This is a genomic window from Burkholderia sp. SCN-KJ (assembly GCF_024656005.1).
Taxonomy (GTDB): domain Bacteria; phylum Pseudomonadota; class Gammaproteobacteria; order Burkholderiales; family Burkholderiaceae; genus Burkholderia.
In genome coordinates this window covers 74,241-87,385 of sequence record NZ_JANKOG010000026.1, presented here as the reverse complement: position 1 = coordinate 87,385, position 13,145 = coordinate 74,241, and the positions used below count along the sequence as shown (strand labels likewise).

12 protein-coding genes are annotated in these 13,145 nt (G+C 65.9%); 2 read left to right on the top strand and 10 right to left on the bottom strand.

The annotated features are described in order from the left end of the window. Nucleotides 1-6: 6 nt before the first annotated feature. Nucleotides 7-948, top strand: coding sequence for a uracil-DNA glycosylase (locus tag NQV17_RS31440; RefSeq protein WP_257775248.1), 942 nt, complete (start codon nt 7-9; stop codon nt 946-948). A gap of 128 nt (nt 949-1,076) precedes the next feature. Here the strand turns inward: NQV17_RS31440 and NQV17_RS31435 are convergent, their stop codons facing one another. From NQV17_RS31435 to NQV17_RS31420, 4 genes are all read right to left on the bottom strand, one after another. Next, a complete protein-coding gene (locus NQV17_RS31435; protein ID WP_124487907.1) occupies nt 1,077-1,673 on the bottom strand; it encodes an FMN-dependent NADH-azoreductase in 597 nt (198 codons plus the stop codon). A 147-nt stretch (nt 1,674-1,820) separates the two neighbouring features. After that, a complete protein-coding gene (locus tag NQV17_RS31430) occupies nt 1,821-3,620 on the bottom strand; it encodes a M61 family metallopeptidase (protein WP_257775247.1) in 1,800 nt (599 codons plus the stop codon). Nucleotides 3,621-3,746: 126 nt separating this feature from the next. Further along, entirely contained in the window at nt 3,747-4,475 is a 729-nt protein-coding gene (locus NQV17_RS31425; RefSeq protein WP_044845883.1) for a DsbC family protein, read from the bottom strand. Between the two features lie 90 nt (nt 4,476-4,565). Beyond that, complete coding sequence (locus tag NQV17_RS31420) at nt 4,566-5,744, bottom strand: UbiH/UbiF family hydroxylase (protein WP_257775246.1); 1,179 nt, start codon at nt 5,742-5,744, stop codon at nt 4,566-4,568. Between the two features lie 247 nt (nt 5,745-5,991). Here NQV17_RS31420 and ychF point away from each other — a divergent pair, with 247 nt between their 5' ends. Beyond that, complete coding sequence (ychF, locus tag NQV17_RS31415) at nt 5,992-7,086, top strand: redox-regulated ATPase YchF (RefSeq protein ID WP_059532716.1); 1,095 nt, start codon at nt 5,992-5,994, stop codon at nt 7,084-7,086. 74 nt (nt 7,087-7,160) lie between these two features. Here ychF and NQV17_RS31410 read toward each other — a convergent pair whose 3' ends face one another. From NQV17_RS31410 to NQV17_RS31385, 6 genes are all read right to left on the bottom strand, one after another. Next, nucleotides 7,161-8,222 carry a radical SAM protein gene (locus tag NQV17_RS31410; RefSeq protein WP_257775245.1) on the bottom strand — a complete coding sequence of 354 codons (1,062 nt, stop codon included), beginning with the start codon at nt 8,220-8,222 and terminating at the stop codon, nt 7,161-7,163. A gap of 39 nt (nt 8,223-8,261) precedes the next feature. Then, nucleotides 8,262-9,131: an alpha/beta fold hydrolase gene (locus tag NQV17_RS31405; RefSeq protein ID WP_257775244.1), complete on the bottom strand. Its 870-nt coding sequence runs from the start codon at nt 9,129-9,131 to the stop codon at nt 8,262-8,264. Between the two features lie 374 nt (nt 9,132-9,505). Further along, on the bottom strand, nt 9,506-10,897 hold the full coding sequence (gabP, locus tag NQV17_RS31400; RefSeq protein ID WP_257775243.1) for a GABA permease: 1,392 nt from the start codon (nt 10,895-10,897) through the stop codon (nt 9,506-9,508). Between the two features lie 223 nt (nt 10,898-11,120). Beyond that, nucleotides 11,121-11,315: a hypothetical protein gene (locus tag NQV17_RS31395; protein WP_257775242.1), complete on the bottom strand. Its 195-nt coding sequence runs from the start codon at nt 11,313-11,315 to the stop codon at nt 11,121-11,123. Between the two features lie 38 nt (nt 11,316-11,353). Beyond that, complete coding sequence (locus NQV17_RS31390; protein ID WP_124571705.1) at nt 11,354-11,698, bottom strand: MmcQ/YjbR family DNA-binding protein; 345 nt, start codon at nt 11,696-11,698, stop codon at nt 11,354-11,356. A 103-nt stretch (nt 11,699-11,801) separates the two neighbouring features. Beyond that, nucleotides 11,802-13,121 carry an MFS transporter gene (locus NQV17_RS31385; protein WP_257775241.1) on the bottom strand — a complete coding sequence of 440 codons (1,320 nt, stop codon included), beginning with the start codon at nt 13,119-13,121 and terminating at the stop codon, nt 11,802-11,804. Nucleotides 13,122-13,145: the final 24 nt, after the last annotated feature.

The window sequence follows — 13,145 nt, the reverse complement described above, 5'->3', positions numbered from 1 at the left end:
TCACGCATGGCAACCCGCAAGACTCTCCGCACGCCGCAGCAGGCGTCGCTGTTCGATGATCCCGTGCCGGAAACGGCGCAGGACGATGTTCCCGCCCCGGCGCCTGCGCCGGCCGCAGCCGGGCGCAAGCCCGCAAAGAAGGCCGCGGCCGCCGCGCCGGTTTCCGCCGCGCCGCAGCCCGCTGCCGCCGACGCTCCCGGCACTCCCGCCGTCCCTGTTGTCGCGGATGTCCCGCACCTCGCCGCGCAATTCGACGCGCTGCCGGCCGTCTGGCGCGACGTGCTGAAACCCTTCACCGACAGCGACGCGTATGCGCCGCTGTGCCGCTTCGTCGACGACGAACGCGCGGCCGGCAAGACGGTCTACCCGACCGACGTGTTCCGCGCGCTGCGCCTGACGAGCCCGGACGACGTGAAGATCGTGATCCTCGGCCAGGACCCGTACCACGGCGACGACCGCGGCACGCCGCAGGCGCACGGCCTCGCGTTCTCGGTGCCGCCGGCCGTGCGCACGCCGCCGTCGCTGCGCAACATCTTCAAGGAAATCGCGGCGAACTTCGGCCACGACACGCCGCGTCACGGCTGCCTCGATACCTGGGCGCGCCAGGGCGTGCTGCTGCTCAACACCGTGCTGACGGTCGAGCGCGGTGCGGCCGCGAGCCACGCGAAGCGCGGCTGGGAGCAATGCACGGACACGCTGATCCGCGAACTCGCCAGCCGCCATCGCGGCCTCGTGTTCATGCTCTGGGGCGCGCATGCGCAGGCCAAGCGCGCGCTGTTCGACGCGAACGCGCACTGCGTGCTCGAGGCGCCGCATCCGTCGCCGCTGTCCGCTCACCGCGGTTTCCTCGGTTGCCGCCACTTCGCGCTCGCGAACGACTATCTGGTCGACGCGGGACGCGCGCCGATCGACTGGCGCCTGCCGGAGGTGGCCGAAACGCTTGCATAACCGCGTTGCGCATTTAGCGCTTCACGTTTCGCTTTCGTCCGCACCAAGCAAAAACGCCGCGCCCCTTTCGGGACGCGGCGTTTTTTTCATCCGTCGGACGCAGCGGGTGCGACGCACCCGCGTCGGCCTCAGACGGCAGCGATCGCTTCGCGTGCGCTGGCGAGCGCGGCGCTCTGCGCATCCGGCCCGAGGTTCAGGCCTTCAGCGTGGATGAAGTTCACGTCGGTCAGGCCGATGAAGCCGAGGAACGAGCGCAGGTACGGCGTCTGGCTGTCGTTCGGCGTACCCAGGTACTTGCCGCCGCGCGCCGTCACCACGTGAACCTTCTTGCCCTTGATCAGGCCTTCCGGACCGTTCTCGGTGTAGCGGAACGTGACGCCTGCGCGGGCGATCCAGTCGAAATACGTCTTCAGTTGCGACGACACGCCGAAGTTGTACATCGGTGCGCCGATCACGACGATGTCGGCCGCCTGCAGTTCGGCGATCAGCGCATCGCTCTTCGCGACGATCGCATTCTGTTCCGCGCTGCGCTGGTCGGCCGGCGTGAAGAATGCGCCGAGCACCGATTCATCGAGGTGCGGCAGCGCGTCGGCCAGCAGGTCGCGAACCACGACCTTCGAACCGGGGTTCGATTGTTGCAGCTTTGCCGTCAGTTCGTTGGCCAGCAGCGTGGATTGCGCACCTTGCGAGCGCGCCGCGGAATTGATTTGCAGAATGGTCGTCATGTCAGGCTCCGGTTTGGTTGCGCTTCGGTAGCGCGAGTGACGCCATTGTGCGTGGCCGCATGGCCGCGAAAAAGCGGGTTCAGGGCGACGGATTGTTGCAGCAACAGAACAATCCATGATCGCGCCCCGAAACCTGCCCGTGCATGCTCAGCCCTTCAGCCAGGCTTCGCGGGCCTTCTGCGCGGCAGCCGGTTTCGCGGCGGCCGCGAGCCGGTAGCGCGCGATTTCCGGCCCGTCCAGTTTCAGTTTCGCGGTCCGCAGCTCGTCGCGGCGGAACGCGTGCACCTCGACCTTGTCGCCCGGCCGGTAACGTGCGAGCAGCGTGTCGAGGTTCGTGCCGGTGACGCGCAGCCCGTCGAGCGCGATCAGCGTGTCGCCCGCCGACAGCCCCGCGCGATGCGCGCCGCCGCCTTCGTAGACCGCCGCCAGCGTGCAGTCCGCGCCGCCGCGCAGGCGCGCGCCGATGGTCGGCTTCGCGTTCGCACCCGCTGCAACTTCGGGCGTGAGCGTCACGCCGAACGGCGCGAGCAGGTCGGCGAGCGGCAGGTCGCGCGTGCCATGCACGGCGTCGGCGAACAGCCGGCCGAGCGCGACGCCCGTCGCTTCCTCGATCAGCGTCTCGACCTCGTTTTCTTCGACACCCGCCTGCTTGCCGCGATAGAACTCGCGGCCGTAGCGTTGCCACAGCAGACGCATCACGTCGTCGAGCGACTTGCGGTTGCGCGTCTGCGCGCGGATCGCGAGATCGAACGCAAGCGCGACGAGCGAACCCTTCGTGTAATAGCTGACGATCGCGTTGGTCGCGTTCTCGTCCTGACGGTAGTACTTGATCCACGCGTCGAACGAGCTGTCCGCGACGCTCTGCTTCAGGCGCCCCGTGCCGCGCAGCACGCCGCCGACGGTACGGCCGAGCGCCGCGAAATATTCGTCCTGCGACATCAGCCCGCTGCGCACCAGCATCAGGTCGTCGTAATACGACGTAAAGCCTTCGAACAGCCACAGCAGCGACGTGTAGTTTTCGCGCGCGAGGTCGTACGGCACGAACGCGGCCGGCTTGATGCGCTTCACGTTCCACGTATGGAAATACTCGTGGCTGCAAAGGCCGAGGTACGTGCGATAGCCTTCCGTCGTTTCCGGCCGGCCCTTCACCGGCAGGTCGGTGCGGTTGCAGATCAGCGCGGTCGACGCACGGTGCTCGAGGCCGCCGTAGCCGTCGCTGACCGCGAGCGTCATGAACACGTAGCGGTCCATCGGCGCCTGTTTCGATTTCGGTTCGAACAGCGCGATCTGCGCTTCGCACACGCGCTTCAGGTCGGTGCGCAGCCGCTCCATGTCGAGCTGCGTCACGCGCCCGGCGATCACGATGTCGTGCGGCACACCGTGCGCGTCGAACGTCGCCAGCGCGAATTCGCCGATCGTCACCGGATGGTCGGCGAGCTCGTCGTAGTTCGCTGCGCGATACGCGCCGAACCCGTAGCGCCTGGTCCCGCGTGCCTCGGGCAACGACGTGCCGACGCGCCACGTGCGAAACGCCGGGCCCGCCGGTTTCGCGATGTCGACCTCGCATGGCGCATCCTCGCGGCCGGCGGCGCTCAGGAACACGGCCGTGGCGTTGAAGAAGCCGCCCGAGTCGTCGAGATACGCGGAGCGGACCGACAGGTCCCATGCGTACACGTCATAGCGCAACGTCAGCGCGCCGTTCACCGGCGCGGCCTGCCACGTGTTCTTGTCGGTTTTCGCGATCCGCACCTTGCGGCCCGCGTCGTTGAACGCGGCGAGCGTCACGATGTTGCGCGCGAACTCGCGCACGAGGTAGCTGCCCGGAATCCATACCGGCAGCGAGAAGCGCTGGCCTTCGGGATCGGGATCGGCGACCGTCACCGTCACTTCGAACAGGTGCGCGGCAAGATCTTTCGGGGCAATCGAATAGCGGATCGGCTGGGTCATCGTGGCAATCGGTCGAAAATCGGACGGGAAATCAGACGGAATACGGCGGCGGAAACGAAGAGAGGCGCCGGCAGAGATCGCGGGCGCCCCTCGCTGGCCGGGCCATGCGGCCCGGCGTGTCGCCGGTTACTTGCTCGACGCGAGCGCCTGGTTCAGCTGGTCGGCCGACACCGCGCCCGGCAGGCGGCGGCCGTCGGGCAGGAAGATCGTCGGCGTGCCGGTGACGTTCATCCCGCGGCCGAGCGCGAGGTTCTTGTCGAGCGCGGTCGTATCGCAGGCGCCGGCGCCGGTCGGCACGCGATGGTCGAGCATCCAGCCCTCCCAGGATTTCGCGCGGTCGGTCGCGCACCAGATCGCCTTCGACTTCGTGGTCGAATCGGGCGACAGCACCGGATACAGGAACGTGTAGACGGTCACGTTGTCGACCGACTGCAGCGTCGTCTCGAGGCGCTTGCAGTACGGGCAGTTCGGATCGGAGAACACCGCGATCTTGCGGGCGCCGTTGCCCTTGACGACCTTGATCGCGTTCGCGAGCGGCAGGCTCGCGAAATCGATCTTGTTGAGGTCGGACAGGCGCGCGTCGGTCAGGTTCTTGTGCGTCTTGGTGTCGACGAGATCGCCGAGCAGCACGTAATCGCCGGCTGCATCGCTATAGATGATCTGCGTGCCGAGGTTCACTTCGTACAGGCCCGCGACGGGCGACTTCGACACGCTCTTGATCGGCGCGTCGTTGCCGAGACGCGCTTGCAGCGTGGCTTTCAGCTTGTCGGTGGTCTGGTCGGCCTGCGCGGTACAGCCGAGCGTCGCCATCGTGACGGCCAGCGCCAGCGATGCGATGCGGATCGTTTTTTTCATCCTGTCGTTCCTTCAGCTCAATCGGAGTGCACGTCACAGTGTACGCCGTAACGGAACCGAGTCCGACAGGCCGGAGGCACGAAGGTTCGCTCAGCCGAGCGCGGCCGACACGAGCCAGCGCTTCACGAGCGGTTGCGCGCCGACGAACGCCATGCCCGCGTTGCGGACCGCCTTCGCGAACGAGCCCGGAACCGCGAACAGCCGCTGCAGCCCGTCGGTCGCGACCATCAGTGCGCGGATGTCCTCGCGGCGCGAGCGCTCGTAGCGGCGCAGCAGCACCGTATCGCCGAGGTTGCGGAAGCTCTCCTTGTTCGCGATCGCATCGGCGAGTGCCGCGACGTCGCGCAGCCCGAGGTTCATCCCCTGCCCCGCGAGCGGATGGATCAGGTGCGCGGCATCGCCGACCAGCGCGACGCGCGGGGCGATCAGCTTGTCGACGGTCTGCAGCGCGAGCGGGAAACCGGCCGCCGGCGTCACGCATTCAAGCGTGCCGACCTGGCCGTGCGACACGCGCTCGACTTCCGCCGCGAGCTGCGCGGGATCGAGCGCGAGCAGTTCGTCCGCATGCGCGGTGTGCGCGGACCATACGAGCGACACGTGACCGTCCGGCAGCGGCAGCAACGCAATGATCTCGCCTTCGTGAAACCACTGACAGGCCGTCTCGCGGTGCGGCAGCGACGCCTTCAAGTTCGCGACGACACCCGTCTGCCGGTAATCGCGCCGCTCGACCCTGGCCCCCATTTGGGAACGCACCCACGAATGCGCGCCGTCCGCGCCGACCACGAGGTCCGCTTCGAGCACCTGGCCCGACGACAGCGTCAGCACGGCCGCGTCGTCGCGCACGTCGAAGCCCTGCGCACGCGCGTCGAACCACGTGAGGTTCGGCTGGAACCGCAGCGCCGCGTCGAGCGACGTCTCGATCAGCGACGATTCGGCGATCCAGGCCAGTTGCGGCACGGAGGCCTGGTACGCGGAGAAATGCAGCTCCGCGTGCGCGTCGCCGTACACGCGCATGTCGTAGACCGGCGCGAGCCGGCCATGGTCGAGCGCCTGCCAGACCCGCAGCCGCTCCAGCAATGCCTGCGAGCTGGACGACAGCGCGTAGATGCGGGTGTCGAACGCGAGATCGGCGGGGCGCGGCGTGGCCGGCTGGGCGAGCAAGGCGGTCTTGTAGCCGGACTGGGTCAGTGCGAGCGCGGCCGTCTTGCCGACGAGCCCGCCGCCGACCACGGCGACGTCGAAGGTGTGGTGGGCAGTCATGGCGGGCATTATAGCCGTGGGGCCAAACCCCTACGCGGCCGGACCTTGCGGGAAATCAGCAGAATCGCAGGCGGGTCCGGCAGCGCGGCGGCCCGTCGCATCGGGCGTTCGGGTGAAGGCCGGAAACCGGGGCGTCGGCACGGTACAATAGCGCCTTTGAACGTCGGCCCGCCGCGCCCCGCGCGCCGGCCGTCCCTATTTTCCCGCGCCGCCGTGCCTTGTCCGGCCGCGCTGCTCCACCCGTCCGAAGGATTCCATGAGTCTCAAATGCGGCATCGTCGGCTTGCCCAACGTCGGCAAGTCCACCCTGTTCAATGCGCTGACCAAGGCCGGCATCGCCGCCGAGAACTACCCGTTCTGCACGATCGAGCCGAACGTCGGCATCGTCGAAGTGCCTGACACGCGCCTGAAGGCGCTCGCCGAGATCATCAACCCCGAGCGCATCGTGCCGGCCGTCGTCGAATTCGTCGACATCGCGGGCCTCGTCGCGGGCGCGAGCAAGGGTGAAGGCCTCGGCAACCAGTTCCTCGCGAACATCCGCGAAACCGATGCGATCACGCACGTCGTGCGCTGCTTCGAGGACGACAACGTCATCCACGTCGCCGGCAAGGTCAGCCCGATCGACGACATCGAGGTGATCAACACCGAACTCGCGCTCGCCGACCTCGGCACCGTCGAGAAGGCGCTCACGCGCTACTCGAAGGCCGCGAAGTCGGGCAACGACAAGGAAGCGGTGAAGCTCGCCGCGGTGCTCGAGAAGGTGCGCGCGCACCTCGACCAGGGCAAGGCCGTGCGCGGCCTCGATCTGTCGGACGACGAGCAGGCGCTGCTCAAGCCGTTCTGCCTGATCACCGCGAAGCCCGCGATGTACGTCGCGAACGTGAAGGACGACGGCTTCGAGAACAACCCGCACCTCGAAGCGGTGCGCAAGTACGCGGAAAGCGAGAACTCGCCGGTGGTCGCGGTGTGCGCGGCGATCGAGGCGGAAATCGCCGATCTCGACGATGCGGACAAGGAAGCGTTCCTCGCCGACATGGGCATGGAAGAGCCGGGCCTCGACCGCGTGATCCGCGCGGGCTTCAAGCTGCTCGGCCTGCAGACCTACTTCACCGCGGGCGTGAAGGAAGTGCGCGCGTGGACGATCCATATCGGCGACACGGCGCCGCAAGCGGCCGGCGTGATTCATACGGACTTCGAGCGCGGCTTCATTCGCGCGCAGACGATCGCATTTGACGACTTCGTCGCGTACAAGGGCGAACAAGGTGCGAAGGAAGCCGGGAAGATGCGTGCGGAAGGGAAGGAATACGTCGTGCACGACGGGGATGTGATGAACTTCCTGTTCAACGTCTGAACCTTGCTCCGATACCCATGCAAAGCCCGCATTTTGCGGGCTTTTTGATTTTCGATTCCGGCAACTGCATCGCATTACTGCACCGTGCAATCCGACGTGCGCCCAACGCGGTTGCGCGGATGGTAACTTGACCAGACGAACTGACTGAAATAGCTCTCCGCGACCTCCGTCCATGTCCTAAGTCCATCGGCTTCCTGCAGCACATGCTTGGCGTTAACGAGCAACCACGACATCACGGCCTGGCTGTCGCGACACTTCGCGCATTCTCCTGAAGTACAGCAGCGCGCCAGCGTATGCAGGTCTGTCCGATACGCGTTGAATTTCGGCAACGCGGGCCACCCCGAGGCGAACCGTTCCGCATTCTGCGGATGACCTTCGCTGACACTCGGGCAACTGGCATAGCCGAATGTTCCCCAGGCGGTTTCCCCACGCATGAGTGCTGCCAGGTAGTACGGATGGCTCGCCACGGTTTCAGGGTATTTGGCCTTCAATTCGAGCAATACGTTCAGGAGTTGCTCCTCACCACGTCGGCGAAGCGGCCCGGCAACATCGTATGGACTGTAGTAATTGAACAGCAGTCGATTTCCGTTATCCCGGATCCTGCGCACCGTTTCTTCGATATAAGCCATTCCATCGATCGACACGGCAAAGACGAAACCTGCCCGTTCGTCGTCGCGATAATTAGCCAACGCCTTGTCGAACAAGCCAGTGAAACGCTTCCCGTTCGGGCCGATCGCGCGTAGTTCGTCATCGAGCGGGCCGCCACCGAACACCGAGACCGCAATGGTGACATCTTCGAAACCCTCGTAAGGAATTCGTCGAAGCCCGTTTGTCGAAACGGACACCTTCGGCATGTATTTCCTGAACACGCTTATCCGGTCCAGATAAAGCGCGGGCTCGCCGCCTATCAGCAATGGCGCGTTGATCCCGCGCGCCGCCTCATCCTTCACGCGTGCCTCGAGATGCAACGTATCGTTCAACTCATCCGACGCGACGTCGAATTCGTTTTCGAAGAACCAGCACCCCTTGCAGCGCAAATTGCATCGATTGGTGAGATGGTAAAGCGACGCGCGCGTCTCCCTCGCTTCGTTTCTGACTGCTTTGAAGCGCATCTTCATGTCGATTGAATCGTCCATCGTGGTCTCCTGATTTGAGGACGCAAGCGGGCCTGAGCGTCAACTCAGCAATCCTCTGGTGAGTTCCGGCCACAGCGACGCATGCTGGCGGCGGAACATGCCGACGTGACCGATTGCTCGGCCATCGCATTTTTCCGGGCTGATGAAATGGACGTGACATCTGGCTCGCGGCAACCATCGCAGCCAGTCTTCGATATTGGCCGGCGTCGCGAGCGGATCGTCAGTCGCTGCGACTACGGTGACGGGAGCGGAGAATTCGTTGTAGTAATGACGCGCAATGCCGACCCCGAACTCGTTCGCTACGTATCCGGGGCGGCGACACCATCGGGCCCACTGAAGCCCGACGCGTGCAGGCAGATCGTCGCCCCAGCCGAGCACCCGGGCAGGCACATAGCCGAGCAGACGTGCGGTAACCGGGACGTAGACATTTGCCAGCGACAATGTGGCAATTCGATTCGGCCACCGGATGTTGCCGACGTATCCGGATGAAGCGGATATCGCACACAGCGAGCGTACCGACGCGTGATTCGGCATCAGTCCGACCAGTTGTGCGCCGGCACTATGACCGATCAGATGCGCTTCGCTCGCGCCGGTTTCTCGAAGAAGCCAGTCAAGCGCTGCGGGCATGTCAAGCTGCCCCCAGTCTTGTTTGCGGGCACGCGACTGGCGAACGTGACGCACGTCGAGCGACGCCCCCATCCCCCGATAATCGAATACGAATACCGAATATCCCGTTGCGCGCAGCCAATCCGCGAATGGAAAATAAAACGACTGGCGAAGGCCCGTTGCAGGGCAAATGAGTACCGGTAAACAAGTGGCACCGGCCGCAGGAAAATACGTGCCCCCCAAGGGAAAACCGTCGCGTGCATGAAATGCAGCGCGTACACGGGGTATCGGCCGCCCGATCATCGCTCTGGGCTCGATAGGGTGAACACGCGAAGATGCGCCCCGTATTCGGTAACGAACCTACGGCCTGGTTTCTGAATCCAGCCGTATAACAAAGGACTCCAAATCGATTCGCCCATCGATTCACCCCGGTTATCGAAGTGATCAATGTATTAAGTCACTGCCGCCAATGAAATCAGACAAGTTCGATTTTTGACCACAAATGTCGATGCCGCCGCTGTCGCCGAAAAATCCATGTCGACACGGGAAACGGCATCCGCTTGTTCTGAAAGACAAATGGCCGGACCGGCTTTTGCCGATCAGGCCATTTGTTACGACGGGAACCTCTCCGCCAACCGACAGCGAACGCTCAGACCCGCTGCCGCATCGTCACTTCATCACATCGCCGACACCCGCCGCCCCGCCCCCGCTCGCGCATCGCGACCACGCTTGTTCAGCCAAGACGCAAACAGCACGAGCAGCGCGAGCACGGCCGTCGCACCGACTTCCATCCGGTGTTCCTCGCTGACGAACATCACGGTCAGCGTGCCGCAGATGAACAGGATCACCGCCCACGTGAGCCACGGGAACAGCCACATCCGCAGCGCCAGGTCGGCACCGCCCAATTCGAGCGTCCGGCGCATCCGCAGCTGCGAGATCGCGATCACGAGATACACGAGCAGCGCGATCGCACCCGACGTCGCCAGCAGGAAGCCGAACACCTGCTCCGGCATCAGGTAGTTCGCGATCACGGTCAGGAAACCGAATGCGGTCGATGCCAGCACGGCCGCACGCGGCGTACCGGTCGAATCCGTGCTGTGCAGGAACGCAGGTGCGTCCTTGCGCTTGGACAGCGAGAACAGCATTCGCGATGCGGTGTACAGCGCGGAATTCAGGCAGCTCGCGACCGACACGAGCACGATCACGTCGATGATCGCCTTCGCGTTCGGAATGCCGATCAGCTCCATCGCACGCTGATACGAGCCGTGCTTCGGCAGCAGCGGATCGTTCCACGGCACGATCGCCGCGACGACGAGGATCGAGCCGAGATAGAACAGCGTGATACGCCAGATGACGGAATTGGTCGCACGCACGATCTGGCGTTGCGGGTTGTCCGACTCGGCGGCCGCGATCGTCACGATCTCGGTACCGAGGAACGAGAACATCGTCGTCAGCATCGCCGCGAGCACCGCGCCGGCGCCATTCGGCATGAAGCCCTGGTGCGCGAAGAGGTTCGACACGCCCGATACGGCCGGCGCGGGCACGATGCCGACGATCGCCGCACCGCCGATGCACAGGAACACGACTATCGCGACAACCTTGATCAGCGCGAACCAGAATTCGAATTCGCCGTAGTTCTTGACCGAGAAGAGGTTGGTGATCGTCAGCAGCAGCGTGATGCCGAGCGCGAAGATCCAGGTCGCGACGCCGGGGAACCACGCGTTGAGGATGGTAGCCGCTGCGGTTGCCTCGATCGGGATCACGAGCACCCAGAACCACCAGTACAACCAGCCGATGGAGAAGCCCGCCCAGTGGCCGATCGCGCGATCGGCATAGGTCGAGAACGAACCACTGTCCGGATGCGCGACGGCCATCTCGCCGAGCATGCGCATCACCAGCACGACCAGGACGCCCGCGATCGCATACGCGAGGATCGAAGCCGGGCCGGCTTCCGCGATTGCGTGGCCGGAGCCGACGAACAAGCCCGCGCCGATGACGCCGGCAATCGACATCATCGTCACGTGCCGCTGCTTCAGACCCGTGCCGAGGCCTGTCTTGCTTCCACTCATGTGTCTCTCTCCAAAAAACGGTTCCGGTATGACCGGGTGTCGCGTGAAGGCGGCGGGGAGTTGTCGTTGTTGAACCCGGCAGCCCGCCGCGCATGCGCGCATACGGGCAGGAAGCCGGGTCGAGCCGTTCCGGTCGGTGCGCGACGCAGTCTGCGAAGCCGCGGGTGCGATGCGGCGCACGAGGTGCCCGCGCATCGCGTGCGCCCTTTCCGTCGGCTGTCGGTCAGCCGCCTTCGAAGCGAAGGAGTGTAAGCATCAAACGGTTCTTCACTAAGAACCAATTGAAGAATTTCGATGGATCCACTTGTTGCATCGATGCGAACCGATGCAACGCATGATCCGGTTCGACATCCGCCTGCCAGCCGCCGGATCGGGCAAGTGATGACGGCGCGTGCCCGCTCGGCATCACGGTGAACACGTTCCGTCGAAGCGGATCGCGTGCCGCGCCGGCGCGGCTCAGTTGGCGTCGTCCGGCCCTGCGTCGCGCCATTTGGCCGGCACGATTGCGCGCCATTCGCGCAGAAGCAGGTTTCTCACGGCGTCGGGATGCGCGGCCGACAGGCGCACCAGCACGATCGGCCAGCCCGCATAGTGGTCGGTCAGGTAATACACGTCGGGTTCCGCTTCGATCAGCCACGCGCGCTCGTCGGGGCCGACGCCCTTCACGACGAGCGTATCGCCGTCCTCGCGCAGGCGCGCGAGCATCTTGCCCTTCACCTTGAGTGCGGGCGTGCCGTACGACGTCCCCTCCTCGACGCCGCGCCATGCGAGCGCGATCTGCCGCACTTCGTCGAATGTCACGATGCGCCTCCAGCCGTGGATGATCGAGATCCGGCCACCGTAACGGAAATCGTGGACCGCGCCTAGCTGGAAGGCGCCGTGCCACGCACCAGGCGACGCGCGTCTAGCGGCCGGCCGCACGCACGGCCATCTGCGCGCGTCCGGTGGTGGCGACGATCGCGAACGCGATCGCATTGGCGGCCGCGCTGGCCAGGATCGGCACGAGATAACCGCCACCCGCGTCGTAGATGAAACCGGCCGCAGCCGGCCCGATCAGCGTGCCGAACGCGATGCTCGTGTACAACACGCCGATGATCGCGCTCACGTTGCGGCCGCCGAAGTAATCCATCACGACGGCGGGCAGCACGGCGACCCAGCCGCCGTAGAACACGCCGAACACGAGTGCGAACGCGGCCAGCGTCGCGACGCTGCCGGCGCCGGCCCACGCGACGAGCGCGACGGCCATGCCTGCGAACATCGCAAGCAGCGATGCGCGGCGGCCGAAGCGGTCGGCGAGGCCGCCGAGAAAGAAGCGCCCAGCCGTGCTGCCGACGCCGATCGCGCCGAGCAGCAGCACAGCCGTCGACGGTGCGACGCCATGATCGAGCGCATATGGCACGAGGTGCACGAACGGCACGAAGACGCCGAACGAGCACACGAGACACGCCGCGTAGAGGCTCGCGAACGGTCGCGACGTGACGGCCTCGCGCAGGGTCGCACCAGCCGGCACCGATGCGGCAGCCCGCGCGCGATCCGCAGCGCTCACGGCGCCCGGGGCCCCTGCCGTGTGCCCGCCCGCTTCCGGCAAGCCTCCGCCGGTGGCCGGATGCACGGCCTCCCCGTCCGGCAACAGCCCGCGCCCGCGCGGGTCGTTCTCGATCAGCAGCGACATCCCGGCGCCGATCGCGACGGCGAGCGCCGCAAGCGTGAAATAGGCGCCGCGCCAGCCGACGTGCGCGATCAGCGCGGCGGCGAGCGGCGGCATCACGAGCGTGCCGACGCCGATCCCCGCGACCGCGAGCCCCGACGCGAAGCCGCGCCGCCGCACGAACCAGCGCTGCACGGCGCCGACGGCCGGCACATACGCGCAGCCGACGCCGAGACCGACACCGAGCCCGTACGCGACATAGACCTGCAGCAGCGTATGCGCGGCGCCGGCCGCCGCGAGACCCGCCGCCGTCAGCAACATGCCGGTGACGGCGAGCCGCCGTGAGCCGAAACGATCGGCAAGCGGGCCGCTGACGATGCCGAAGCCGAAATACAGGAAGCCGGCCAGCGAGAACACGAGCGAGATCTGCCCGCGCGATGCGGCGAAATCCCGCTGCAGTGCTTCGACGAACGCGCTGAACGTGTACGCACTGCCGAAGCCGACGAACGTGACGGCGAACGCGGCCGCCACCACATACCAGCCGTAGAAGACGCGCGACGCGCGCGGGCCGCTCATGACGATGCTCCTCTCAGGTTCCGC

Excerpts from the sequence above, each read along its gene's own strand:
- NQV17_RS31440 (WP_257775248.1), top strand. The coding sequence starts at position 7 with ATGGCAACCCGCAAGACTCTCCGCACGCCGCAGCAGGCGTCGCTGTTC.
- NQV17_RS31435 (WP_124487907.1), bottom strand. The coding sequence starts at position 1,673 with ATGACGACCATTCTGCAAATCAATTCCGCGGCGCGCTCGCAAGGTGCG.
- NQV17_RS31430 (WP_257775247.1), bottom strand. The coding sequence starts at position 3,620 with ATGACCCAGCCGATCCGCTATTCGATTGCCCCGAAAGATCTTGCCGCG.
- NQV17_RS31425 (WP_044845883.1), bottom strand. The coding sequence starts at position 4,475 with ATGAAAAAAACGATCCGCATCGCATCGCTGGCGCTGGCCGTCACGATG.
- NQV17_RS31420 (WP_257775246.1), bottom strand. The coding sequence starts at position 5,744 with ATGCCCGCCATGACTGCCCACCACACCTTCGACGTCGCCGTGGTCGGC.
- ychF (WP_059532716.1), top strand. The coding sequence starts at position 5,992 with ATGAGTCTCAAATGCGGCATCGTCGGCTTGCCCAACGTCGGCAAGTCC.
- NQV17_RS31410 (WP_257775245.1), bottom strand. The coding sequence starts at position 8,222 with ATGGACGATTCAATCGACATGAAGATGCGCTTCAAAGCAGTCAGAAAC.
- NQV17_RS31405 (WP_257775244.1), bottom strand. The coding sequence starts at position 9,131 with ATGATCGGGCGGCCGATACCCCGTGTACGCGCTGCATTTCATGCACGC.
- gabP (WP_257775243.1), bottom strand. The coding sequence starts at position 10,897 with ATGAGTGGAAGCAAGACAGGCCTCGGCACGGGTCTGAAGCAGCGGCAC.
- NQV17_RS31385 (WP_257775241.1), bottom strand. The coding sequence starts at position 13,121 with ATGAGCGGCCCGCGCGCGTCGCGCGTCTTCTACGGCTGGTATGTGGTG.